This is a genomic window from Peribacillus sp. ACCC06369 (assembly GCF_030348945.1).
Taxonomy (GTDB): Bacteria; Bacillota; Bacilli; order Bacillales; family DSM-1321; genus Peribacillus.
The window spans coordinates 1,214,632-1,241,339 of record NZ_JAUCEN010000002.1 but is presented as its reverse complement, the minus strand read 5'-3'; the positions used below and the strand labels follow the sequence as shown (position 1 = coordinate 1,241,339).

The 26,708-nt window shown below is 41.7% G+C and carries 20 protein-coding genes; 8 read left to right on the top strand and 12 right to left on the bottom strand.

Translation table 11 applies throughout. The features are described from left to right. Positions 1-2 precede the first annotated feature (2 nt). The 4 genes from QUF78_RS06890 to QUF78_RS06875 all read right to left on the bottom strand — a co-directional run bounded on the left by QUF78_RS06890 (position 3) and on the right by QUF78_RS06875 (position 6,049). Positions 3-1,046, bottom strand: coding sequence for a LacI family DNA-binding transcriptional regulator (locus QUF78_RS06890; protein ID WP_289324096.1), 1,044 nt, complete (start codon positions 1,044-1,046; stop codon positions 3-5). Positions 1,047-1,388: 342 nt separating this feature from the next. Next, complete coding sequence (locus tag QUF78_RS06885; RefSeq protein ID WP_289324095.1) at positions 1,389-3,038, bottom strand: glycoside hydrolase family 13 protein; 1,650 nt, start codon at positions 3,036-3,038, stop codon at positions 1,389-1,391. 78 nt (positions 3,039-3,116) lie between these two features. Next, entirely contained in the window at positions 3,117-4,652 is a 1,536-nt protein-coding gene (locus QUF78_RS06880) for an alpha-amylase family glycosyl hydrolase (RefSeq protein ID WP_289324094.1), read from the bottom strand. A gap of 149 nt (positions 4,653-4,801) precedes the next feature. Next, entirely contained in the window at positions 4,802-6,049 is a 1,248-nt protein-coding gene (locus tag QUF78_RS06875) for an extracellular solute-binding protein (RefSeq protein WP_289324093.1), read from the bottom strand. Positions 6,050-6,417: 368 nt separating this feature from the next. On the opposite strand from QUF78_RS06875, the gene QUF78_RS06870 reads away from it, so the two are divergent. Continuing rightward, the gene (locus QUF78_RS06870) at positions 6,418-8,169 is read left to right on the top strand and encodes a glycoside hydrolase family 13 protein (protein ID WP_289324092.1); all 1,752 of its coding nucleotides are present in this window, start codon (positions 6,418-6,420) and stop codon (positions 8,167-8,169) included. A gap of 44 nt (positions 8,170-8,213) precedes the next feature. On the opposite strand, the gene asnB is transcribed toward QUF78_RS06870, so the two are convergent. Further along, positions 8,214-10,061: an asparagine synthase (glutamine-hydrolyzing) gene (asnB, locus tag QUF78_RS06865; RefSeq protein WP_289324091.1), complete on the bottom strand. Its 1,848-nt coding sequence runs from the start codon at positions 10,059-10,061 to the stop codon at positions 8,214-8,216. Positions 10,062-10,380: 319 nt separating this feature from the next. Between asnB and QUF78_RS06860 the strand changes: the two genes are divergently transcribed. Then, on the top strand, positions 10,381-10,947 hold the full coding sequence (locus QUF78_RS06860) for a DUF2777 domain-containing protein (protein ID WP_063232220.1): 567 nt from the start codon (positions 10,381-10,383) through the stop codon (positions 10,945-10,947). 56 nt (positions 10,948-11,003) lie between these two features. Here the strand turns inward: QUF78_RS06860 and QUF78_RS06855 are convergent, their stop codons facing one another. From QUF78_RS06855 to QUF78_RS06840, 4 genes are all read right to left on the bottom strand, one after another. Further along, a complete protein-coding gene (locus QUF78_RS06855) occupies positions 11,004-11,345 on the bottom strand; it encodes a YisL family protein (RefSeq protein ID WP_289324090.1) in 342 nt (113 codons plus the stop codon). A 106-nt stretch (positions 11,346-11,451) separates the two neighbouring features. After that, positions 11,452-12,660 (bottom strand): DUF418 domain-containing protein, encoded by a 1,209-nt coding sequence (locus QUF78_RS06850; RefSeq protein ID WP_289324089.1) that lies wholly within the window; start codon positions 12,658-12,660, stop codon positions 11,452-11,454. A gap of 39 nt (positions 12,661-12,699) precedes the next feature. Beyond that, on the bottom strand, positions 12,700-13,974 hold the full coding sequence (locus QUF78_RS06845; RefSeq protein ID WP_289324088.1) for an MFS transporter: 1,275 nt from the start codon (positions 13,972-13,974) through the stop codon (positions 12,700-12,702). 350 nt (positions 13,975-14,324) lie between these two features. Continuing rightward, positions 14,325-15,917: a long-chain-fatty-acid--CoA ligase gene (locus QUF78_RS06840; protein WP_289324087.1), complete on the bottom strand. Its 1,593-nt coding sequence runs from the start codon at positions 15,915-15,917 to the stop codon at positions 14,325-14,327. A gap of 226 nt (positions 15,918-16,143) precedes the next feature. On the opposite strand from QUF78_RS06840, the gene QUF78_RS06835 reads away from it, so the two are divergent. The 6 genes from QUF78_RS06835 (at position 16,144) to QUF78_RS06810 (ending at position 18,101) form a co-directional block, all read left to right on the top strand. Next, the gene (locus QUF78_RS06835; protein WP_289324086.1) at positions 16,144-16,365 is read left to right on the top strand and encodes a spore germination protein; all 222 of its coding nucleotides are present in this window, start codon (positions 16,144-16,146) and stop codon (positions 16,363-16,365) included. A gap of 22 nt (positions 16,366-16,387) precedes the next feature. Further along, complete coding sequence (locus QUF78_RS06830; protein ID WP_289324085.1) at positions 16,388-16,594, top strand: spore germination protein GerPB; 207 nt, start codon at positions 16,388-16,390, stop codon at positions 16,592-16,594. Between the two features lie 76 nt (positions 16,595-16,670). Next, the gene (gerPC, locus tag QUF78_RS06825; RefSeq protein WP_289324084.1) at positions 16,671-17,282 is read left to right on the top strand and encodes a spore germination protein GerPC; all 612 of its coding nucleotides are present in this window, start codon (positions 16,671-16,673) and stop codon (positions 17,280-17,282) included. Then, a complete protein-coding gene (locus QUF78_RS06820; RefSeq protein ID WP_289324083.1) occupies positions 17,272-17,451 on the top strand; it encodes a spore gernimation protein GerPD in 180 nt (59 codons plus the stop codon). Before gerPC ends, QUF78_RS06820 begins: the two co-directional genes overlap by 11 nt. A gap of 5 nt (positions 17,452-17,456) precedes the next feature. Continuing rightward, complete coding sequence (locus QUF78_RS06815; protein WP_289324082.1) at positions 17,457-17,861, top strand: spore germination protein GerPE; 405 nt, start codon at positions 17,457-17,459, stop codon at positions 17,859-17,861. 21 nt (positions 17,862-17,882) lie between these two features. Beyond that, a complete protein-coding gene (locus QUF78_RS06810) occupies positions 17,883-18,101 on the top strand; it encodes a spore germination protein (protein ID WP_289324081.1) in 219 nt (72 codons plus the stop codon). Between the two features lie 45 nt (positions 18,102-18,146). On the opposite strand, the gene trpB is transcribed toward QUF78_RS06810, so the two are convergent. From trpB to addB, 3 genes are all read right to left on the bottom strand, one after another. After that, the gene (trpB, locus tag QUF78_RS06805; protein ID WP_289324080.1) at positions 18,147-19,310 is read right to left on the bottom strand and encodes a tryptophan synthase subunit beta; all 1,164 of its coding nucleotides are present in this window, start codon (positions 19,308-19,310) and stop codon (positions 18,147-18,149) included. Between the two features lie 133 nt (positions 19,311-19,443). Then, positions 19,444-23,175 (bottom strand): helicase-exonuclease AddAB subunit AddA, encoded by a 3,732-nt coding sequence (gene addA / locus QUF78_RS06800; protein ID WP_289324079.1) that lies wholly within the window; start codon positions 23,173-23,175, stop codon positions 19,444-19,446. Beyond that, on the bottom strand, positions 23,168-26,665 hold the full coding sequence (gene addB, locus QUF78_RS06795) for a helicase-exonuclease AddAB subunit AddB (protein ID WP_289324078.1): 3,498 nt from the start codon (positions 26,663-26,665) through the stop codon (positions 23,168-23,170). Before addB ends, addA begins: the two co-directional genes overlap by 8 nt. Positions 26,666-26,708 lie beyond the last annotated feature (43 nt).

The following is a 26,708-nucleotide window of genomic DNA, read 5'->3' as shown; positions in this document are numbered from 1 at the left end:
GTTTAATAAGTCATGGCCATCGAACCTTGCTTGATCGATCTGCAAGAATGCCTTTCAACAAAATGATGTGGAATGATGGACCCAGCAGGAGTATCTCCAGTTTGCAGCATTTGAATGATGCCCTTAGCGGCCTGATATCCCAAATCGAAGATATTAATATCTACAGAAGTCAGGGCTGGTAATGACAGTTCAGAGAAAAGAACGTTATTAAAGCTTACGATGGACATTTCTTCAGGAGTGCGCACTCCCATCTCGCGAAGTGAATGCACGATGCCAAGTGCCATAAGATCATCACTGACCACCAAAGCGGTTGGTGGTTCATCGATGGATAGTAACCTTTTTGCAGCAGCTTGTCCACCTTCATGCAAAAAGTCTTCATGCAGGGTATATTCCTTCCTTCGATTGATTCCAGCACTCTTCAACGCTCGTTCATAACCTAATAAGCGATCGAGGGTCATCACTAGGGTTACATCACCTCCGATGAATCCAATCCTTTCATGCCCTAGCTGAATGAGATAATCTGTTGCCTGCTCGGCTGCCAAGACATTATCGTTATCTACATATGTTATCTCCTCGATAAAATCATAGGGTTTCCCAATGATGACAAATGGAAAATCCCTTGCTCTCAAATAGGTCAGAATGTGATCGTCCATCCTAGAATACATCAGGATTATTCCATCAACCATTCCCCCCTGCACCATATTTACGACTCCTTCGTAGATTTCATCTTCTGTTTTTCCCGTGCTTAGCAACAGGGAATAATGGTTTTCCTGAGCCCCCTCACTAAGACCCTGGAGGATCGTCGGAAAAAATGGATTTTGATAATAATCATTTGACGAGCTTGGCAGTACCAAGCCAATGATCCTGGTTGATTGATTAGCAAGACTTCGTGCAATGAAGTTTGGATGGTATCCTAATTTATTCATCGCCTTACGTACCCGTACCTTTGTTTTTTCACTTATTCGAGGATTATTTGCAATCACTCGAGAAACTGTTGAAGGAGCAACATTCGCTAACTGTGCCACATCTTTTATCGTGATGGCCATGCATTTCCCCTCTCCCTTCTTAGCCTTTATTGACTTCATTCAAAAAAAGGTGAATACCAATAAACACTTCTCTTATATTTATTTTATATTTATACATTTTTATGTATTAATAATACACTCTGCCCAATAGCTATTTCCATACTTTTTTTGCCGTTTATTCATTTTATCAGAAAATACCCACTTTTCCGTTTTTTTTCGTATATTTTTCAAAAATTAAAAAGAAGCTGATTATGGATCAGCTTCTAAAAAACGACAGGTCTTTTGGGTAGAAAGAAGTCAGACGACTAACTACATAGGGTTTAAAGCTAGTTTCCAATCAAATCAAAGGAAGATATTTATAGATCAATAACGATAAATCCTTGTTTCATATGGTCGTAAATCAATAACGGACCCTTCAGGACAATCCTCATAATTAGCTAGTAAAAGTTCCATTTCACCCCAATGAGAAAGATCGATTTGGTGGTGATTCACACTAAAGTTACATATTACCTTGACTGAATCACCATTCATAATTCTTGTATAAATATAAAGTTCAGGGTGATCTTCCCATAATAATTCATATTCCCCATAAACAAGGACCTGATGTTTTTTTCGAAGTTCAATCATTTTTTTATAGAAATGATAAATGGATGATGGATCATTCCTCTGCTGTTCTACATTAATGGCACGATAATTGGAATTAACCTTCATCCAGGGTGCTCCGTGCGTGAACCCACCATTTTCTTTATCATTCCATTGCATCGGCGTTCGTGAATTATCACGGCCGCTATGCCATATAATGTTCATTATTTCATCATGCGGACGACCTTTTGAGGTCTCAATCCGGTAAAAATTTTTCATTCCAACATCATCATAATCATCAATCGAATCAAATTTGACATTCGTCATGCCTATTTCCTGGCCTTGATAAATAAAAGGTGTCCCTTGCATGAAAAAATATAGAGCCCCAAGCATTTTTGCGCTTTCCAGCCAATATTGATGATCATTTCCCCAGGTCGATACACTTCTGGGCTGGTCATGATTTTCAAAAAACAAAGCATTCCAGCCTTTGTTTTTCAGCCCCTTTTGCCACTTGGTCATGGTGCGTTTTAACCCCTGAACATCAACATCGTGATTATGTCCCCTATTCCAAAGTCCAAGATGTTCAAATTGAAATATCATATTGAATTTCCCATTCAATTCCCCGACCCATTCATCAGCCTGCTCAATCCTGACCCCATTGGCCTCCCCGACCGTCATGATATCATACTTAGAGAAAGTCTCTTCCTTCAACTCCTGAAGGTAATCCAGAATCCCGTCCTGATTGGTATGCATTTCAAACGCAGGTACATACTGATGCCAATAAGGGTTGGGCATATCCGGCAGGCCTTCACGTTTATGAATATGCGTAATCGCATCAATCCGGAAGCCATCAATTCCCTTATCGAGCCACCAATTCACCATTTCATACAACGCCTGTCGCACACCCTCATTTTTCCAGTTTAAGTCTGGCTGCTTTTCGGCAAATAAATGTAAATAGTATTGATTGGTCCTTTCATCGAATTTCCAGGCACTTCCGGAAAAGATACTTTCCCAATTATTAGGCTCCCGTCCGTCCTGCCCATCCCTCCATATATACCAATCCCGTTTCGGATTATCGCGTGACGAACGTGACTCAACGAACCAGGGGTGCTCATCGCTTGTATGGTTCAAAACAAGATCGAGTATCACCTTCATCCCACGTGCGTGAACATCTTCCAATAACAGTTCAATATCTTCGATTGAACCGAACTCATCGGAAACTGCTTGATAATCACTAATATCATAGCCATTATCCGCATTGGGCGATTTGTAAAATGGACAAATCCAAATGACATCTACCCCTAAATCCTGCAGATAATCGAGCTTTGAAATCAATCCTTTAATATCTCCTACACCATCACCATTACTATCCATGAAACTGCGCGGGTATATTTGATAGCAAACCGCTTCTTTCCACCAAATCTTATTCATGCTGTACCCTCCCGATCCTGTTTTCCACAAAGCCTAGGGACAATGTTTGGCAGCTACCCACAATCGAGAGGTATATGATTATTTTGGTTGGTTCCGTTTTGAACGCTTAATAACCAAAGCAATGAATATACCAAAAATAAGAAGAACCAATCCTATAACTAACAGGTAAGGAATATTGATAATCGACTTGGGTGACAGTGTGTAAACTTCTGTCGTCTCCCTGTCGATTACGATAGAGTAGCTGTTGTCCTTACTGCGGACCAGATCCCCATTCAGCATACCTCTCAACTCTTTATTACTTTCAAGTTCCTTTTCAGTAAGGTTTATCTTTTGAGTTTCAGTCGTATTGTTCATGGCGACGACAATCGTTTCATCACCATACACACGTTTGAATACCGAAGCTCCGCCTTTTTCATATAAAAGCTCCATATTCCCTTTTATCAATGCTGGGTACATGTCTCTGAGATCAGAAAGCTTTGTTATATATTCCACCAATTCCTGTTCTGTCTTGAAATTCATCAATTTATGATTATCCGGAGCAATATCACCATTTAAGGCAATTTCCGATCCATAGAATACGATTGGCACTCCTGGCATCGTATATAGATATGACAGCGCCATTCTCCATCTGGCACCTGGGTTTTCGTTATGATCGGCTGCATCCTTTGTAAAACGCGGCATTCCCTGAGTATCCATGAACAATGCCTGAGGAGCATTGCCCCCAAATTCATCTTCACTTTTCGCAAACGAATTAAAAACGGGTTTCAATTCTTTATCAGGTGCAGCAAATGCTTCCCGTAGCTCAACATTTTGCGGATAAGCCATGAAAGCATCGATACCCGTCTTCTTATAGCTTGAAATCAAATCCGCATCACCTTGTATATCGCCGATTGTATAGAAATTTGATTTTTCAGATTTGACTGCACCTACAAATTCCTTCCAAAAATCTTTTGCTACGTATTGAACCTTATTTAAACGGTACCCATCAATATCAGTTTCCGTAATCCACCATTTGGCGGCATCAAGTAAATATTTCCGTGTTTCCTCATTGTCTTGATTCAAATCCGGAAGACCATCGACCCAGCCTGTTTCCAAATCCTTTTGATTACCTTCATTGGAAATCTTTTTTTCTTCATGGAACCAATCTTGTTTTTCAGGGTCGTTCAGCCAAGATGAGTCAGGACCCACATTATTTGCTTGAAAATCAATGATCACCTTCATATCGCGTTTATGTGCCTCATTTACGAGTTTTTTAAACTCTTTAATTGTCCCAAAGTGTGTATCCGTTTTATAAAAATCAGTCACCCAATCGCCATGATAGCCATTTTCATCATTAGCGAAAATTGGTGAAAGGATGATAGCGGTATAACCCATATCTTTTAAATAATTCAGTTTCTTCGTGACACCTTCAAAATCCCCACCATTAAACGCAGAAGGGTCATTCACATTCGCATCTCCATTATTTTGTGTATTACCATCGAAAAATCGGTCGACCAATAATGAATATACGATTTCGTCCTTCCAAGTTCGTTGTTCTTTTTCAGCTGCTCCTACTGGAATGGCGTAAAAAAGAAGCAACGGAATTAAAGCGAGTGATAACACTCTTTTTCTCATATCCGCTCTCCTCCTAGCTATCTCTTTACGCCTTTAAGATTAGCCTTTTGACCCCTTAACGTCAAATCCAAATTATAAAAAACTTTACACTAAAGGGACAAATTGGGGATACTGGATACAGTTAATGAAATGGAATAAGCAGAAGACGATTATCGTTCTTTTTTTATCGTCTTAACCGCTTTATCCAAAGCCCTTTTTGGTTTTGCTTTTTCAGTGGCTATATCATCCATGGCAGAATTCATCGGTCCCCATACCTTATTCATTTCCGGAATATTCGGCACAGGTTCAGCGTATTGTATTTGTATGCTTAAGGCTTGTGCCCTTTCATTTTCCTTGATTGCTGCATTGTGTTTGATTGAATTATTAGGAGGAATTTCCCCTGTTATTTCATAACGTTGCATTGCATTATCATCGTTTGTCAAATATTCAACTAACTTCGTAGACCAATCAGGATGTTTTGTGAATGCTGTTACATGCCAGCCTTTGATTTCCATGAACGTTTTCATTGGCTGACCATTTGGCAATTCGGGCAAGGGGGCAAATCCTGTATCCTTTCTCTCGGAAAATGAGTTACCGTCACTCATGAAAGAAGCCAAATCCCCTTGACTAAACAACTTCTCGATCGCTGCCTTGTCGCCTTTTGAGATCAAATCCGCTTTATACCATTTTTGGATATACGCAGCTCCTTTTACAGCACCCTTATTATTCAAACCAATGTCCGAAGGGTCTAGATTTCCATTCTTATCTTTAAATGTGTAACCTCCCATTCCAGCCATTACTCCATACCCATCATGGAAATCATTCCATTTGGCATAATAACCATACACGTTACCTTGTCTTAATTCCTTCGCCATTTTATATAAATCATTCATCGTTTCAGGAGGCTTAGCCATCAATTTTTTATTATAAATGAAAACGGAAGTGTTTACGGATTTCGGCAATCCAAATACCTTATCTTGATACATCTCGCCTCTAATTGAAGATTCAATGAAGGCATTTAATACTTCATCACTCACTTTCACTTCCTGAATTAGGCCTTCCTTTACGATTTTCCCGACTTTTTCATGAGAAAAAGTTACCACATCCGGGGCTTTTCCGTTTCCAATCGGCCCATCACGACGAAGCCGTTCATACATCTCGGTAGCTATTTCCAGCTCTTCATGCTCAACTTTGATTCCATATTCTTTTTCAAATGCTTCAAGCACTGGCTTTAGGGCCTCCGCTTTACCTTTTTCCTCCCAAATGATCAATTTTTTCGGTTTCGCTTCATTACTGGCTTCTTCGTTTTTCTTATTTTCTTTCACTACTTTATTTTCCAAATCTGAACTGGATCCACAAGCACTTACAATAAAAATCAAGAACATGGACATGAACAAATGAAAAATCAGCTTCTTCACTTTCATTCTCCTTTTTAAAATGTTTATTCTATCATGTCCAAAAGCACCAAATAATACTGTTTTTCAGTTCAGCCAATCAAATAAATCCCCCATCATGAAAGCGGCACCAAACTTATTGTTATCATTATATGAACGGCTTTGGTTTTTACAACATTTTCCTCGACGTATTTATTTCCTTGTTTTGATGAACACTTTTTGTTATTTTTTAGTTAATAAGTGCTTCTTTCAATTAGAATTGGGTATATAACCATATTGAAAAAAACACTTAACGGCTAATTACAACTGCTTAGAGAACCCCCTCATAACAGCCTGATGTTCCCTTTTTCATATTCACTTCCCCAAATACTTATAGAATTGGAGTGGTTTTAATGGAATTTTCATCCATACACCATAGACCTAATGACAATTACGGCTATCCCATCAACACTGAAACCCTACATATCCGTCTACGTACGAAAAAACAAGATATCTCCTCAGCTGGATTGATTTTTGGGGACCCATACATTTCAGATAATGGACAATGGCAGTACGAAGAACTTCCCATGAGTTTATCAGGCAGCGATAACCGTTATGATTATTGGCATATTTATGTGAAGCCTACCTACAGAAGAATTCGGTATGGGTTCAAGGTCCTCTCAGAAGATGAAAGTGCCATTTACACGGAAAAGGGTTTCTTTAAAGAACCCCCCCGAGATCCGGGATGCTATTTCGCGATTCCCTATCTACATCAAAATGAAGTATTCGGCGCACCAGAATGGGTCAAAGATACAATTTGGTATCAAATTTTTCCTGAACGATTCGCGAACGGAAACCCTGACAACGATCCGGAAGGTGTTAAACCTTGGGGAAGTGAAGACCCGGCAGTGGATAATTTTTTTGGTGGGGACTTCGAAGGAATCATTGAACATTTAGATTACCTAGAGAAGCTCGGCATCAACGGAATCTATTTCACGCCAATCTTCCATGCCCACTCCAATCACAAATACGATACGATTGATTATCGGAAAATCGATCCGCAATTCGGAACGAAGGAAACATTGAAAACACTGATAAACGAATGCCACAAACGGAATATCCGAGTCATGCTAGATGCCGTTTTTAACCATAGCGGCTACTATTTCCCCCCATTTCAGGATTTACTCGAAAAAGGAGAAGATTCGAAATATAAGGATTGGTTCCATCCACACAGCTTTCCTCTCAAAGGAGGGGAAAGGCCCAATTATGAAACGTTCGGTTTTTTTGAATCGATGCCAAAATTGAATACTGCGAATCCGGAGGTGAAAGAATATCTTCTCGAAGTCTCAGCCTATTGGATTAAGGAATTCGATATAGACGCCTGGCGACTCGATGTGGCAAATGAAGTCGACCAACCATTCTGGCGTGAATTTCGAACAACGGTGAAAAGTATAAAGCCTGACCTTTACATTCTTGGTGAAATTTGGCATGACTCCATGCCATGGCTTCGCGGTGATCAGTTCGATGCTGTCATGAATTACCCTTTTACCAACCAAGTTTTCCGCCTGGTCGCTTCACAAACCATCAATGCACGCGAGTTCACCGAAGAAATGACAGCCATCTATCATAGTTACCCGACCAATGTTTTTGACGTGACGTTCAATCTCCTTGGAAGCCATGATACACCGCGGATTTTCACGGATTGCGGGGAAGATTTAGATCGAGCCAAGCTCATCCACGCAATCCTGCTTACTTTCAACGGCAGCCCCTGTATATACTATGGAGATGAAATCGGCTTAACCGGAGGCATGGATCCAGGATGCCGAAAGTGCATGGTTTGGGAAGAAGAAAAACAAAATACCGAGCTTTTCAATGAAATTAAGGCATTGATCCATTTACGAAAAGAAGAACGATTACTTGCCAATGACGGAGAGTTCAAATTCCTAAATACAAACGGAAACGAAAATATCGTGGCCTACCAAAAATATAATGGCGAACGTTCTGTCGTTATCCTCATCAATCCGACGGATGTCCAGCAATCCTTCACTCTCCCTATTGATTTGAAGGGGCGTACACTAACGGATTTAAGAACAAAAGAAACAACACAGGAATGCCAATTTGAATTGGGTGGATATCAATATAAAATTCTCGCATTCAATCTTTGAGACAATGAAAACGGGGCAAGGAATATCATCCTGCCCCGTTTTTTTTAATCGATTATTTGAATATCATATTCCTTGAACCATACATGGGTTTGTGCTAAGTGAGCCAGTAACTGGGGACCTGACATCAATTGCCCGAACCACGGCACTTTAAAAGCGGCTCCTTTGGAATCCACTATATCCGTTAGCTTCTGTTTATCGAAAAACTCATGCAAGACCGAATTTTTATCACTCAGTAAGTCTTTCAGCCACGCCTGCACACGGTCAGTATATATAGGGTTGTGGGTTTTTGGATATGGACTTTTTTTACGATATAATACCTCATCCGGTAACAGTCCCTCCAACGCTTTCCTCAGAATACCCTTTTCACGGTTGCCTTCCATTTTCATTTCCCAAGGAATGTTCCATGCATATTCTACAAGTCGATGATCGGCAAATGGGACGCGCACCTCTAGACTTGCCCCCATACTCATCCGATCCTTCCGGTCAAGAAGCGTCGTCATGAACCATAATAAATTCACATAGAAAAGTTCTCTACGCTTTGCTGCTACACCGTTTTCCCCTTCCAATTTAGGAGTTTCGGCAAGGGTGGTCAAATAGGCTTCATTCGCAAATTCCTCCAGCTTCAATTTCTCACGCCATCCCGTTTTCAATAACGATACCCGTTCCCCGGTCGATCTCATCCATGGAAAACCAGCACGATTTAAATCATCTTCACGATGAAACCAAGGATAACCGCCAAAAATTTCGTCCGCACACTCACCGGACAGGCCTACGACAAAATCCTGCTTGATTTCCTTACAAAACCAAAGTAATGAGGAATCGACATCCGCCATCCCTGGAAGGTCCCTTACAAGGACAGCTTCCGTTAAATAATCCGTTAACTGTTCTTGAGTGATGATCGATGAATGGTGAACCGTGTTAAAGGTATCCGACATCTTTTTAATCCAATGTCCATCAGAGTTAGGCTGAAAATCATTTGCCTTAAAATAGCGCTCATTATCTTCATAATCAATGGAATACGTATGCAGCCGTCCTTTCCCTTCTTTTTGATAGGCGTTTGCCGCAATGGCCGTTATGGCGCTAGAGTCCAGCCCTCCTGACAAGAAGGTACAAAGTGGAACATCAGATACAAGTTGACGAGTCACTGCATCCTCGACAAGGAAGCGGACCTTCTCGGCCGTCTCATCGAGGGTATCCCGATGTTCTTCGCTTTTCACATTCCAATACCTCCAAATTCGGAGCCCTTGCCTTGATAATGTTAGAGCATGGGCAGGTCTTAACTCTTGGATATTATGAAAAACACCGGAACCTGGCTTTCGGGATGGGCCCACACCAAAAACTTCAGCCAACCCGTCGCGGTCGATCTCCGTTTTAACATCCGGGTGGGCTAAAATCGCCTTCAATTCAGAGCCAAAAATGAATCCCCCGTCCCTTTCTGCATAAAAGAGTGGCTTTACCCCCATCCGATCTCTTGCAATGAATAATTTCTGATCCTTTTCATCCCAAATTGCAAACGCAAAAATCCCATTGAACAAGTCAATGCATTTTTCTTTCCATTCTATATAAGAAGTAAGTAAAACTTCTGTATCAGAATGACCCTTAAAGGAATATCCTTTTAATAATAGCTGTTTTCGAATGTCTTCGGTGTTATATAGCTCTCCATTATAACAAAGCGTATATCTGCCGTTTTTTTGATCTTTCGACATCGGCTGTTTTCCGCCTTCCGCATCGACAACCGTTAACCGTTTATGACCAAAGGCAACATGGGCTTCGCTCCAAACATTTTCCTCGTCTGGCCCCCGCTTTGCCAACGTTTTTGTCATATTTTCAACTGTTTTTGTTTCCTTCCGTAAATCTTTTTGAAAATGCACCCAGCCTGTTATCCCACACATTTTACACTTCATCCTTTCTATCCGGACTTTCAGAAAAAATATTGGCTCCCTGTTTTAAAAAGATTTACAGTCCCTTATTTGTAAATTCGAAGACCATGCAAAGAAGGTTTAAGTATCGAACAGCAAAATTCCGTAGGATCCCCGCCCAAAACGCCATGCGTTGATAATGAATTGTTGAGCAAAGCATCCCGTGTTTAACATAGCCTATGCAAAGACGGAAAGATGGTTATTTGTCCATAATATTTTAAAATATACAGTTATATTTTCATTGGATTTTGACTAAAAAGTAGGTGAGGATTCCACTATTGGAGGTATATGTATGAGTCAGCAACAACGAACCAAGTTAATGAACAGGCAAACAAGAGCTTTTACCGAAGGAACAGTGGAAAATATCAATCAACAATGGATTTTTTTCGATGATGAAACAGATGAGGCCTGCTCCATCGAAGACCATGTTGATAGCATCATTGAAGTTTACAGGGGTGGGCGCTGGCAGCAAGGAGTTGTTGAAGAAGAGGGAAAAATCCTGCTTCACCGGGAAATCACCTTCTTAAGGGAAAATGAGCCCATTCGGATCCGCAAAAAGCTGCTCTACTCTTTTGAACGTTTATTGGAAGAATTGAACGACGATTCCTTTTTCCAATTTGTAACGACCTTGAATTCACTTGATTTTTCTATTTATGATTGTATATATAGCTATAATCAGCTCACTTTTTTAAGGGCTGTCCCTAACCAGTCCGGCGTGAATTTCTTCACTTTTGATAACGAGAGCCAAATATGTCTCGTTCAGCACCACTTTTCTTATGGGAAGAAGGATCACGATCGTTTTGAATTCACCCTGAACACCGGAAAAAGAATCGTCATTGAGAAAGTGAATTCACAATAACGGGTAAAAAAAACGGGTAAATGAGATTTCCTCATTTACCCGTTTTCAATTCTGTATTAAAAAAAGTCCATTCCTTGTGGCAGGGAAAGCCCTAAATAAAGGACGAATACAAGCGCAACGATGAACAATATCCACATGGCACTTGTGCTTTTACCTTTTTTCGTACGGACCAACACCATTTCCATCGCCGCAATCACGATGATGCCGACAATTATTTTTACTGCGTAAGCACCAAAATCCGTGATCAGCATTCCGCCAGTAAGGAAAATCAATAGATAGAATAAACGTGTTATCATATGTAGCATTTTCGCTTTCGGATTTCCACCTTTAAGCATCGAATATGTGACAAAGAAAAGAATGATTCCGATAACCCAAGCTGTAATATGCATATGTGTCATTTTTTTGCCCCCTCGTTCAGTTTCCTTTTAATCATATCATAGGCTTTTACAAAATAACAAAACTAAGGATTTATCTGAATAGGTAAAATCAACAATTTAATGAACATCATTTACATTTCTTCTCATCTAGTCCTCTTCGACGCATAACTGGCTTTTTACCATATGTTACAAAACGCCATACATATTCAACCGGTCCGTAATGAAACAGACCCATCCACAATAAGGAAAGCAAAATTTGCATGCAAAAAAGAGCTATTAGGAAAACAACCCCTGTCGTGTAGGAGACAGATCCATATAAACCAAGACCATATGAATAAAAAATGACCGTGCATACTATCGATTGGAATAAGTAGTTACTCATCGACATCCTTCCGATATACGAAAGGGGGTGGAACAGGCGGGAAGCTCCTGCCTGTTCCGCCAAAAGAGTTATTGCCGTGATATAAAAAATCGTAAGTAACGGTCCGCCAAAATAATCCTGTACGAATATCGTGCCAAAATGGTATACCGTCACATATGGCAGTATCTTCATTGACATGCCCAACAGCAAGCTTACAATCAATATCGCTTTGAATTGTCGTTTATATTGACTTGGATTTTGGAGAAAGCCTTGCTTTGCAACGCCTGCTCCAATTAAAAAAAACGGAAAAATCGATAAAAAAAGGATAATAGCATTAAAGAGGTTGTTCACCATATACCAATCTAGTGCTCTTTGACTCATTATTTCCGTAAATGTACCAGATTGATAAACTTCCAAAGACTGTTTCATCATCGCAGAATCAGTCGTTATCGCCATCCCTTCCCTATCAAATATGCCCATTATAAGAAATAGTGAACCCAATATAGCAAATGGCAGGACATAACAAACCGAGCCTAGCAGAATTAGATTCCTGCCCTTCATCTTATAAAAAAACAATAATGCAAACCCAAATACAGCATAATTAATGAGGATGTCCCCATGCCAGATGAAAAAAGCATGAATGCACCCAAGCACCAGCAGGAAACTTAGCCTTTTCGTAAATAATAAAGGAAATGAAATACCCTTTTCTTCACTCCTTACAGCTAGTATGATGGCCCCAAAACCGAACAGGAATGCAAATAACGGATAAAAGCTGGCCTGTGCGACAATATCACTGAATCTGTACAAAATCCTGTCCCATCCTCCGGACCATCGCTCAGCACCATCTATGTACAAAAGCGGGGAGTGGAAAGAAGGCATATTCACTAAAAAAATCCCTAAAATGGCTAATCCACGTAAAATATCGATGCTTACGATCCGTTTACTTTCCTGCAATGGTACCATCGTGCCCTTCATTGGTTCACCTCTTTCATCCATACAGATTTAACGTCTCTTCTATAACCTGATTTCATCATCTTTAACCACTATGGCAGCTTTTTGCTTTTTTATTAGTATGACAAACAAGCTACCCAATAAGCAAAAGACTCCTGCAAGGAAGAATGCCCATGTATAGGAGTTGAATATTTTGAAAATTAGCCCTCCACCGTACGCGGCCACCGCTGCACCCATCTGATGCGCCGCGAATATCCAACCGTATACAATCCCACTTTTCTCCATTCCAAAGACTTGTCTTGAAATGCTTATGGTTGGAGGGACAGTAGCTATCCAATCCAATCCGTAAAAAACGGAGAAGATGATCAATAGGGCGATTGAGCCTTCATTTAGTGCAAAAGGAAGTAATACGAGGGAAGCACCCCTTAGACCGTAATACCAAAACAACAACCAACGGTTATCAAAACGATCTGATAACCACCCGGATACAGTCGTACCAATCAAATCAAAGATCCCCATGAAAGATAGCAGTGAGGCTGCCGTAACAACCGGTAATCCAAAACTAATGCAATAAGAAATGAAATGTGTGCCGATCAACCCGCTCGTTGAAAGTCCGCATATAAAAAAGCTTCCTGCCAATAACCAGAATTCCTTGACTTTCACTGCTTCAATCAACGACTGAAAAGCCATGGCGATGGGGTTCTTCTTTTGGACTGTAACAGCCTCCTGACTTTCCTCTTCTAATCCATATGGAAGAGTGCCAACTTCCTTCGGATTGTTTTTCATGAATAAAAGGATGATTGCCAGCATGATCAAGCTAAGGACCAAAATTAATCCAATCGCCCATCTCCACGAGTGATTCTCAATGATGATGGCTAAAACCGGAAGTAAAATGAGCTGACCTGTGGCCGTACTTGCCGTCAGTATCCCGACCGCCAGGCCCCGCCTCTTCTCGAACCAACGATTTGCCACATATGGGCTCAATACCGTTAAAAAAACTCCAGAACCCAATCCAATGATGATTCCCCAAATTAGAATGAGCTGCCACTCATGCTCCATGAAAAAAGTGAGGAAAATCCCTGCCAATAAAGTGGACATGGCCAATACCATCATTTTCTTCAATCCAAGCACTTCAATTAGGGCGGCCATGAATGGACCCGATAATCCATAAAGAAAAAGACTTATGGCGAAGGCTAAAGAAATGATGGACCGGTCCCACCCGAACTCATTTTCAAATGGTACGATGAATACTCCCGATGATGACCTAACGATTCCGGCTACAATGATCGAGAAGAATGTTATGATTAAAATGACCCAGCTATAATGAATACGTTTCAATGCTCTCCCCCACAATCCAAAACTCTTAGAATCAACAAGTTTTAAAAAGAATTATTATAATAATTTGAAATATTTTATAATAGTAACACTTTATCGTTAAACAGGAAGCTTTTTATCGAAACAAATTATAGTGCTTCTCTTAAAAAGTCAAAATGAATGAGTTGATATCAAACAATGGCATGAGTTCCTGTGGCTGTATTTACGGAACGGGACACCTGGTCAAATGGAGCTTCCTGACATAAGGTCCCTCTCTCTAGCTTCGTTCCCTATCTTCATAGCTTAATATGAAACCGAATCGACCGGGCAAACAGAAAAAAACGCTGATCATTTCTGAACAGCGTTAACGAGCATCAATTGACGAATCTGCCTGTTTTCCCCTTAGAGTCCCAGTAATCATTACGGAGATGGATTTTTTGTATTTTACCAGATGCCGTTTTTGGAAGCTCACTGACGAACGACACGCTCGTGACTGATTTGAAATGAGCTAAATTTTCCCGTGTGAAGTTCTTTATATCATCTTCCGTTAAATCAGCACCCGTTTTTAGCACAATGAAAGCATGCGGCGTCTCCCCCCACTTTTCATGCGGAACGGCGATGACTGCCGCTTCAAGAATGTCCGGATGTTCATAGAGGATTCCTTCCACTTCTATGGAAGAAATATTTTCTCCACCACTTATGATTATATCCTTTTTGCGGTCCACGATATCAACATTCCCATTTTCATCGATTGTTGCCATATCCCCTGTATGCAGCCATCCATTTCTAAGTGTCTGGCTGGTCGCTTCTTCATTTTTCCAATAACCTAACATCACTCCATGACTGCGGACGATGACCTCCCCGATATCCACGCCATCATGGACCACTTCCTCACCATTGTCATGGATAACCCTTACCTCACTGCCTATGATGGGATATCCGGCTTTCGCCTTCATTCTGTATTTTTCTTTTTCAGAAAGATCATCGAATTCAGAACGAATCAGCGATATCAGACTAACCGGAGTTGATTCGGTCATTCCGTATATTTGAATGAATTCCCAGCCTAACTCTTTTTCTACCCTTGTAACGAATGCTGGAGGCGGAGCGGAACCCGCAACAACGATTCGGATATCCTGCTTGATTATCGGAACATTCCGTTCATAATATTGAAACAGTGAATTCAGAACCGTCGGTGCCATATGCATTATGGAAACCTTATGCTTTTCAAGTGCATCAAATATCACTTCTGGGGTGGTTTTCCTCAAACAAACTTGAGTGGCACCATTAGCCGTATAATAAAATGGGGCACCCCAACCATTTACGTGGAACATCGGCAGTACATGCAAATATGTATCGCGGTCATTGACCCTGAAATGATGCATTGCACCTAGGGCATGCAAATAGTTGTTGCGGTGAGTCAGCATCACCCCTTTGGGATTTCCTGTGGTCCCGCTTGTATAAAGGAGGCTCGAAACATCATTTTCATCCACCGACTCCCGATTAAAGCTTCTGGTATCAAAAAGGTCCAGCCAATGATTGTAATCGGTTTCATTTATCTCTTCCTTTTTATAATGTACAATTATGTGTTCCACCGATCCAAGTTCATCCTTGATAGGAGCAATTAAATGATACAATTCCTGATCTACAAAAAGGACCTTGGACTCACTATGGTTCAAAATGTATACATAATCGGCAGGCTTCAAGCGGATATTCAATGGAACGATTACGGCCCCAAGTTGAAATACCCCATAAAATCCTTCAAGCATTTCAATGGAGTTTGGTGCCAAATATGCCACCTTATCACCCTTTTTGACTCCAAGATCCCTTAAACCATTTGAAAGCTGGTTTACACGGCCGTTCAACTCTGAGTAGGTTAAAACCCTGTCATCACCAATGATCGCTTTCTTATCGCCATATAGTAAGGCTGCTCGATCTAAGAAATGCGATAAAACTAATGGTACGTTCATTTCCTCACCCCTCATTTTATTTGAAAATTCTGAATTAGTAATTATTTTACCATATCTGTTTCCAATTATTCAACAACATTCAATGCCTGTTATATAACAATACATATTGATAGGCAGATGAATCACATCAATCATGAGTCAACATACAATACATTGAAACTCCCTTCGTGATAGGCTCATTGCCTAATATTCAAGGGAAAACCAGAATAAAAAAAGGGTGATTTTCTTGCCGGCCATCGTAGGAGTCGTTCAAGTCATCAACGTCGGTAGCAGTGGAATTGTCCATATTGGTGACGTCTTTAAAATTAATCCATATTCAACTTCAAAGACTTTTGCAGGTGCTGGCTCGTTTAATACAGGTGAATCCATATCCCTTTATAATGCCTATAGCACCACAAATACCAATGATACAGATGGTGTTGATCAGCCAATGGTCTTAAATCTCTAATGTTTTTAAGAAAGGAGTCCACATGATCTTCAATATTCACCAGACTATACAAATCAATATGATAAAAATTGAAAGCATCGCCAATTCATCCGTTTTTCAAATAGGAAGTGCCGGGGTGATTAAACCATATTCCACATTGGCCAATACCGGTGGATTCACTGAGCCTGCCCCTGAAATCGAAGCTGATGTAGTACCATTAACCAGTTTCGTCCCATTTACAGCTTCATAGGCATTCACCTATATCCAACTTTTTCATATACTGTCATATATGAATTTATCTTTTTATGAAGGTGAGGTGTTGAATCGTGAATCAGGATTTATATTCGTATTCCATACAAATGCAGCGTTTCCTTGAAGCCCAGGATAAGCGGATCATGAAACTTGAACACGAACTCAAACGCCTGACAGATGAACTCGCCGATTTGAAAAATAAACCGCCAATCCATGTAGATAAAATTGAATATAAATTCGATCAGTTAAAAGTCGAATCTTTAGATGGAACGTTAAATATCGGTTTAAATCCCAATGACCTTAACAACATTGATGAATTTGCCGTCAACAACCAACCCGTTCAACCAGCACCAAACCTATTTCCAGGCAGGGAAATCGTCGTCCAGGAAATTCACAACGATATCCTTTCAGACTTGGAAAATATGATCCACGATGCGGAAACCCAGCTGAAAATATCATTGGAACCCTCTTATCATGACTTCATTAAACAGGACGTCGAACGCCAGCTTCATCAACGAATCAATATGTATTTCGATAATCTTTCTTACGCGGAACGTGCACCGCAGCAACGGGATAATGTCAAGGAAAAGGTCAGGGAGAAGGTAAAATCCGATATTCAAACTGCATTATTACAATTCATTACCCATTCACAAGCCGAGACAGGAGGAAATCCAAATGGAGTTTAATGTAACCAATCACCAGCTTTGTGTAGGTGATATTAAAATTACCGGTGTAGCAAGCTCTGCTTTATTTCTCATAGGGGATGTACAAACGGTCCAACTTTCTTCCGCATTCGATACCCCGCCGGAATCCCTTATCATCGGACCATTCGTGCCGCTTTCTCCAAGAGGATAAATAACATGTTTTCTAGAATATCAAAAGTAAAATCTATATTATCCGACACGGTATCATTCAGCTCCACTCTGCAAATCGGGGATACTTCATATATTGACGGAAATTCCCTGGCTTTAGCGATTCAAAAGAAAAGTGAAACTTTCGGTTCAGTCGATGTTCATTTCGAAGACTATGACATTTTTAAGAAACCTTTTTATATCCCGAGATTGAATGAACCCGTCATATCAAGATTTTCAAATCCGAATCCCTTCATACGGGTCGGCAATATCAATATAATCGGGATATCATCCTCATCTGTGGTTGGTGTCGGAAACGTAGGCCATGCACGTATGGAATCAAGAGTGAAACATATTCGGGAGGTTCCTAAAAAAATCGAAGAGACACCAATTGAGGATTCAGACAACAGTTAAACTATTATAGGAGGGGTTCATATGCCCGCTATTATCGGCCCAGTTCAAATATTTAATGTCGCGCAAGGAAACCTGTTATTCGGTGATTGCGCCGTCATTTCCCCTAAGTCTTCCTCCAAATCCGTTTTCGGATCCGGTTCAGGAAACACAGCTGCAATCACCTTCACGGCTAATGGTCTGAACGGTAGCAATGTCCTAGATGTCAATGGGGTCGACCAGCCCATTACAGGGAATAATTAGTCAAAGAAAAAGCCTCCCATTTCCAGGGAGGCTTTTAAATTCCACCTATTTTTCTATCATGTTAAATACTTGCTCGACATCCTTGTCACCCCTGCCTGATAAATTAACGATCAGTATATCATCTCTTGTTAACTCTTTTGCCAGCTTCATGGCGTAAGCTAAAGCATGTGAGCTTTCGAGAGCTGGAATGATCCCCTCTGTTTTGGATAATACCTGGAAGGCCTCAAGAGCTTCTTCCCCTTTTACCGTCACATACTCCGCACGCCCGCTATCTTTCAAAAAACTATGCTCGGGTCCCACACTAGGGTAATCCAAGCCGGCTGCTATGGAAAATGTCGGTTTTGGCTGCCCATGTTCGTCCACTAACGTCAAACTTTTGAATCCGTGCAATACCGCCGGTACCCCTTGCGAAATACTTGGGGCTTCAATTGGCTCTACACCAATTAAACGGACATTTTCTTCATCGATATAATGAGCAAAAGCTCCAATCGCATTACTTCCCCCTCCTGCACAAGCAATGATGGCAGTTGGCAGTTTTCCTTCCTTTTCAAGGATCTGGCGCTTTGATTCTTCACTTATGATTGATTGGAAATGCTTAACGATCGTTGGATAGGGGTGTGGTCCCACTGCTGAACCAAGCAAGTAAAAAGTATTTTCATAGTTTTGCACCAAATCATTCAATGCCTCATCAACTGCATCCTTTAATCGACCCTGTCCCTTTTCGACCGCTACAACTTTTGCCCCCAACAATTCCATCCGAAAGACATTCAATGCCTGCCTCTCCGTATCCAGCTTACCCATATAGATTACACACTCCAAGCCAAACATCGCACATGCCGTCGCAGTTGCTACACCATGCTGTCCAGCGCCAGTTTCTGCGATGATGCGGTTAGCACCCATCCGTTTAGCGAGCAAGATTTGTCCGATCGCATTATTAATTTTGTGAGCACCTGTATGATTCAGATCTTCACGCTTCAAATATATTTTTGCCCCGCCAATCTTTTTCGTTAAATTCTGTGCATGGGTTAACGGATTTTCACGTCCGACATATTCTTTCAGATAGTATTGAAACTCCTCAATGAATTCCGGGTCATCCTTATATTTCAAGAATTCCGTTTCTAAAATATCCATTACTTCCTGAAGTTCTCCCGGTACAAAGCTTCCACCGAACTCACCAAAATATCCCTTGCTCTTGATCTCACTCGTCATACTCTACTCTACTCCTTTAAAAAAGGTATTTTTTCTCCCCTAGTATATAGTAAGCTTTTATATCTTTTCAAACTATTCTGTTTATTCAATACAAATAAGGAGCGCCCCTCATCAATGGGACACCCCTTCTCTGTTATACTTCCAATAAATGCGATCCGTCAAAGAAAAACAAGTAACGGCTGGTTACTTTCTTATTCATTATCCCTTCAACAGCCCTCGTATAAAGCTGTAGCTGCATACGGTATCGATCGGCAAGAATCTCTTTAGCCCCTTCATACCCGTTAGTAAAACGGCCGGTAATCGTATCCGTTTTATAATCCAGAAGCACAAGACCTTGTTCATCTTCAAAGATACAATCAATCACACCTTGGATAAGGATCTCTTCATCTCCAGCTGCCCAATCGCTGTAAGCTTCCTTTGCAGGCAACGACATCGTAAATGGCACTTCACGGCGAATGCTCTCGGCCCTCTGCATTCTTTGGCCGATTTCAGTGTCAAAGAAATCGACGATCGTCTCAGGATCCACAGCTGCTTTCTGTTCCTCTGTCAACAACTCACGCTGAATCAAGTCAACCATCAGTTCCTGAATCGTTTGAATGGTAATCTCTTTAGATAGATCAATATGCTGCATGACTAAATGTGTAATCGTACCCCTTTCAGCAGGAGTAAGTGACTTTTCTTGCATGAAAGTCGGCCGCTTCGTGATGGGGCGCTTAAATTTACGCAATAACTCTGTGGAGCTTTGCTCGTCCTTAAGTTCATATTGACGTTTTAGTTCAGAAACGGATTGCTTGGAACGATACACCGTCGCCTCATGCTCGGGGTACTCCCATTCGAGCTGTTCTTTGATATCATCATAAAACTCGGAAACGATACCGACCTTCTCCGATTTCTGGACATGATCAAGTATTTGTTCCTGAACTAGTGCCTCTTCCTCATCCAGAACAGCAAGCTCTTCACTTGGAATGACGGAAATGGACCAATTCGATGGATGCGACTCCATTTCCAAGCCTTGGCCAGCAGCACCAAGAGAATCCCGATGTCGGACAAGGGATGGACCAATCCAATCAAGATAGCTTTTTGCACCTGCCCGTACATAGTCCTTTAAAAGCCAATCTCCATGTGCCGCATTACTTGCCCAGTTCTGCTGCGTTTTTTCTGCATCATTGATACTGGCAATTAAATATAGCTTTTCCTTAGCTCTTGTAAGCGCCACGTAGAGGACACGCATCTCCTCGGCAATCAATTCAAGCTGCTTTTTTTTCTTAAAAGCCAATTGAGGAAGGGATGGATATGTAATCCGTAATTCGGAATTCACATACTTTGCCGCAAAGCCATAATCCTTATCCAGTAAATACGGCTTGCGTAAATCCATCATATTGAATTGCTTGGAAAGACCGGCAATAAACACGATCGGGAACTCAAGACCCTTTGACGAGTGAATCGTCATCAGGCGGACTACATCCTCCTGTTCCCCTAAAGCCCGAGCGGCCCCTAAATCATCTCCACGTTCTTGCATCCTTTCTATGAAACGCAAGAAACGGAACAGACCGCGAAACGAACTTGCTTCATATTGCCTTGCCCTGTCATACAACGCTCTTAAATTGGCCTGACGCTGTTTGCCACCCGGCATCCCTCCTGCAAAATCATAGAACTGCGTTTCGCGATATAGAAGCCAGATCAAATCTGATAATGCCTCCTGCCTGGCAAGCTTCCTCCACTTCACTAGTTTTTTATAAAAAGCTGAGGCTTTTTCATAAAGTCCCGGATGTTCTTCGGGGTCACTCTTTCTGTAAAAATCAGCTAGTGCTTCATAGTAGCTCCCTGTATGGAATAAACGCACCTGTGACATTTCTTCTTCATCCAACCCGACGATAGGTGAACGAAGAACGGAAGCCAATGGGATATCCTGTTGCGGATTATCAATCACCTTCAATAAAGAAATCATGATGGCCACTTCGGTCGCTTCAAAATACCCTGTCGACAAATTGGCATAGACTGGAATCCCCTGCTTTTTAAATTCCTCCATGATTTGCGGTGCCCATGGCATCGAACGGAGAAGGATGACCATGTCCCGATAAGTGGCAGATCGGTACTGTTTGGTTTTCGTATCATATATCCGATGCTTTTCGCTTATAGCCTTCTTAATGAGCTTGGCCATTTGTCTTGCTTCGAGCTGCGCTTTTTCAAGTTCCTCGGCCTCAAACCCGCCATCCGACCCTTCTTCCGATTGAGCTTCTGGATCGGCTGTTCCATCAATTAAAAGGAGCTCGATTGGGTTTGGATCGTCTTCGGGATATGGGGCACCTTTTTTCAATTGGGCATCTTCATCATAATCAATCTCACCGACTGTAATGCCCATCAATTGTTGAAACAAGAAGTTCGTCCCATCGAGAACTTCCTTTCGGCTCCGGAAATTACGGTTTAAATCAATTTTCAGTCCGGATTCAACACCATCATGGGTGAAACGTGTGTACTTTCCAAGGAAAAGATTCGGTTCCGCAAGCCTGAACCGGTAAATGGACTGCTTGACATCGCCTACCATAAAAAGATTCCCATTATATTCGCCGTCAGCTGTCACCAGTTTTAAAATGGATTCCTGAACAAGGTTCGTATCCTGATACTCATCTACGAGTACTTCTTTGAACTGGTTCCTGTATTCGACGGCAGCGGCTGAAGGTTTTCGTTCACCATCCACAGTTTCCCCTGTCAAAATCCGAAGACAATAATGTTCCAAATCAGCGAAATCCACTAAGTTCTTTTCTGCTTTTGCAGCGAAGAATCTTTCGTCAAACCGTTTAACAAGCGTTACAAGTGTATCGACATAACCCTTGAGTTCCCTTATATCACGCAGGTAGCTTTCCGGTTGACGGGAAAATAACTCTTCCTGTAACAATTTGATGATTTTTTTCGCCTTATCACGATACTTGGTAGCCTCATCCGCTACTTCTTTGATAAAATCGGCACCAGTAAGGCGTTTAGCCGTTCCAAATTTCACGTTTTGGATTTCTTCATAAAGTGCATTCCAGGATTGGTCTTTCACTTCCGAAAGTTTAGCAACCAGGGCAAGGTCGGCTAAATAGTTCTCAGCCCTTGGTGCAGGCCCCCCAGGGACTTTTGTCAACGCAAGCGACCGTTCCAATAGATCCCTGGCAGTGTCCAATTGTAAACCAATATCGAATTTCAATGAATCGATAAACGAAAGATCATCAATCCCATCATCATCAGCCAACTCATACATGCTGGCTGCATCATTGAGCCATCGGTCCGGATCAGGATTCGATTGCGAAAAATCATACAGTGATCGAACTATATTCTGAAGTGCATCATCGTTTCGATCGCTTGTGAAAGCATCAACCAAATTAAAGAACTCATCATTATCACTTTGACCATACTGCTCCTCGAAAAGTTCTTCCATCACTTCATCACGGAGTAACTGGACCTCTGTAGAATCTGCAATCCGGAAGCCCGGATCGATTTCCGTCAGATAATAATACTTCCTGATCACCTCTAAACAAAAGGAATGAAGTGTGGAAATTGAAGCGCGATTTATCAAGCTCAACTGCTTGCGCAAATGCTGTGAATGCGGATTATCATTGATCGCTCTTTCTAATGCCTCACTTACCCTATGGCGCATCTCGGCAGCCGAAGCATTGGTGAAAGTAACGACAAGAAGTTCATCAACATCGATTGGATCTTCTTCCGAAATGACTTTTTGAATGATCCGATTGACCAGTACCGCCGTTTTCCCTGAACCTGCAGCGGCCGCAACCAGAATATCCTGATCTTTAGCCCATATCGCCTTCCATTGATCTTCCGTCCAGGTCACGCCCCCTGGTAAAGCAGGAATTTTCGTTTTACTCATCGCTCTCCTCCTCCCCCCTTAATAGCTCAAGAACATCATTTTGTTTCTTCTGTGCTAAATTCCTAAATTGATTCTCCTCCAGTGACTGGTCGAATTGGCATACGGATTTAAAGGAACAGAATGTACACGGGGTTTTTTCCTTTAATTTATATGGCGTTATATCCACATCACCATCGACCATTCGATCGCCAGCCTCCTGGTAAACGCGGCGCACATGGTGATTCAGAAGCGAAAACTCTTCCCTGCTGGCAACTTTGGAAGCCGCCAGGAGGGATCCATCCTTTTTAAATCCAGCTGGAATGATATCCGACTTACCCGAATTTTCAATATCAAGCGAATTATCCATCATTTGAATGACATTTGAATGATCTAGAACAAGTCCATTCATTTTAAAACTTTTATAAATTTCTTCTTCAATTTTATCCAAACTGAGCATTCCCTTTGATTTGACAACTGGATTATGCACATGAAAATACAAAACGCCGGCTGGAATGGCTTCCTTGCCTATAAGCGATTTGGAATGGGTGACGACGATATCAAGGTATGTCAACATTTGCAGCGCGAGTCCATAATATACTTCACTCATGTTCAGTTCCTTTTCACTCGACTTATAATCGAGCACACGCAAATAGACACCCTCACCTTCTTCCGCTTTATCCACACGGTCGATTCTCCCGATCAATTCCATCTTCGTACCGTTTTTTAATGTGAATGAAAGTGGCGGCAGCTCTCCATTTTTCCCGAATCCGAGTTCTAATCCAATTGGAGCAAAACCGCTCACCTTTGCATGTTCACTTAATACGATTGAGGCCCGTCCAATCACGTGTTCCAGTTTCCTGCGTAAATAGTGATGGCGGTTCGTACTTAACAAAATCTGATTTTGAAGTTTGGGAGCAAGTCTCTCCACAGCAATTCTAGCTAACTCCAAGCATTGTTCCTTTGTCAATGTAGACCAAGGAATTTCATGTTCCTTTAAGTAATCGGAAATCATTTTCAATGCTCCATGAAACATCTCGCCAATATCCGGTGCATCCAAACGGAAAATTTGCCTTTCCCTCAATTTCAAGCCATGGGCGGCATAATGGGAAAACGGGCAGCTATTAAACATTTCCATCCGGGATACACTCGTAAGAATGCTCTCACCATATAATTGCTTACTAGTTTCCTCAGATAATTTCTTCGTTCTATTTTGATAAAAAAGGCTCGATAAAACCTTGGTTGCCGACGGACCGACCATTTCATCCTCCATAATGGAATTATATACATCCCACCATAGTGAATGGATTGGATAGTTCCTTTTTTTCAGTTGCAATTGGGCAGCCAGATATGATAGTGCCACATCATAATTCGCCGCATATTTCACCTGTTCCTCGGCAGAAAGATCGGATGGATCGTTCATATAATATACATCTGAAACGTTAGGCAATACGTCCCTTACCCGTTTCAAATAGGATGAGGGTAAAAGTGCCTTTCCTTCCTCGTCGGCAAGCGGATATGATAGATAAAGGGCCTCAGCAGGTGTAGTAAAAGCTTTATACGCTGTAAACTCCTCATCAAGGAGGCGCACTTTTGAACTTGGAGCAACATCAAGCCCACCAGCCAGCAGCATTTCACGATCACTATCTGAAAATATCCCGTCAGATAAAGCTTTCCCTGGCAAAACCCCTTCATTCAAGCCGATAACAAAAGCTGTCTTCACATCATCGAGGCGGGATAAATCCAGATTAGCGACTAGGACTTGGTCAATTGCAGGCGGTACCAAAGAAAATTCAAGAGATTCCAGGCCAGCTTCAATGATTGACGCAAACTGTTTCATGGACAGCTCTTCCCCGCTCAGCAGTTCAACGAATTGGTCCAATAGGTCGACAACCGCGTTCCACGTTTGCTCATGCTCTCTAGCCGATACCAAATCACCTGATTCTTCTGCCTCTAGTTTAAGCTTTTCCAATTTTTCCGGTACATGCAATTCTTCAAGATATAGATAAAGGGCTTCACACAATTCCCTGCCATTAGCAGCCTTCTTAACCCGTTTTGAGAGCTTCAAGATGGGCTCGGTAAATAATTGCTTCATCTCATTCAACTCTTGCTCAAGCTTCATTTCCTTATCCGTTTGGTTCCGGTCCTCGAGTTCCAGTCCGCGGAAGCGCCGGTAGGTCCAACGATCTTTGGACGTCCACCTGCTTCCTTTAATTCCACGGGCGAGCACATAGTTTTCCAGCTTATCTACCTGTTCGCGCATCCTATCGTGATTTTTTTGCAGAGGAAATAGAAGCTCCGTCTTGATTGCACGAAATACCGGCTCATAACGCCAATAGCCATTGATGATCTCCAAGGTGGAACGAATCAGTTCAATCAGGGGATGATTCAGCATGGTCCGTTTGGAATCGACGAACAATGGAATTTGATAATCCCTAAACACGGTTTGTAAGATATCTGCGTATGCTTCTCCATTACGGACTAAAATCGCAATATCACGGAAACGGTGCTGTTTTTGTCTGACCAGCGACAAGATGTCCCGGGCAACTCCTTCAATCTCAGCCCTGCGGTTAACTGCCTGGGCAATCGTTACATCAGGTGAATGCTCAAACGTCCGTGCAGGACGAATGGCAAAATAAGTTTCCAGATGATTCAGCCCCGGACTCTTTCCGAACCTCTCAGTCCCTTTTAAGATTCGATCTTCTGTAATTGGTATACCGTTCCTCAATCCAGCCTGATAAAGGTGATGATACAGATTCCCCGTTTGCCTGAACAATTGCAAATCATCAGGAGCATATTGCCTGTAGGGCTGATCTAACGTCAGCGAGATCGTTACACTCCTGCACAGCTTCATCATTTCTTCCACAATCAATAATTCCTGTGGCGTCAAGCTATAAAAACCATCGATATATATATCCGCATTCCTTATATATGAAGACTCTGACATTTTCTCGATAAGCAAAGTGAAATAGTCTTCGGAATCTAAATATTTGTCAACCATTTCATCCTCAAAAGCCTGATAGACCAATTCAAGGTCATGCAGTTTATCCTGAATGCCGCTGCCGGACGGTGATGTTTCGGCCAAATAATTTTGAATGTCATCAGGTTGGATGCAATACTGCTTGAACTCAGCCAGCATTAGTTCCATCTGTGCAATGAACCCCTGCTTATCAGCAGAGCGGCGAAACATCTTTAAATCTTCCTTTTTATCATCCATGATCTTCCGTATCAACATATTAACGCCAACGCTGTCCAAATGTAGCCGGCTCATTCCCCCAGTTTCCTGAAGAACGCGCCAAGCCAGCCTGCTAAAACTGAAAACCTGTGTCCGGATCATTCCGGCAAGGCCTGGTGTTTTAATTAATTTATATTCAGATAGAAACGTCATCTGATCAGGAACGAGGTAGATAATTGGATTGCCTTCGGGATCTTCTGCCAATTTGGAGCGAATTTCGTCCAATATATGCGAAGTTTTCCCTGCACCCGATCTTCCCAGTAAAAAACGGAGTGACATCTCTTTTCCCCCTTATACAACATAATATCTAGATCTATCATAC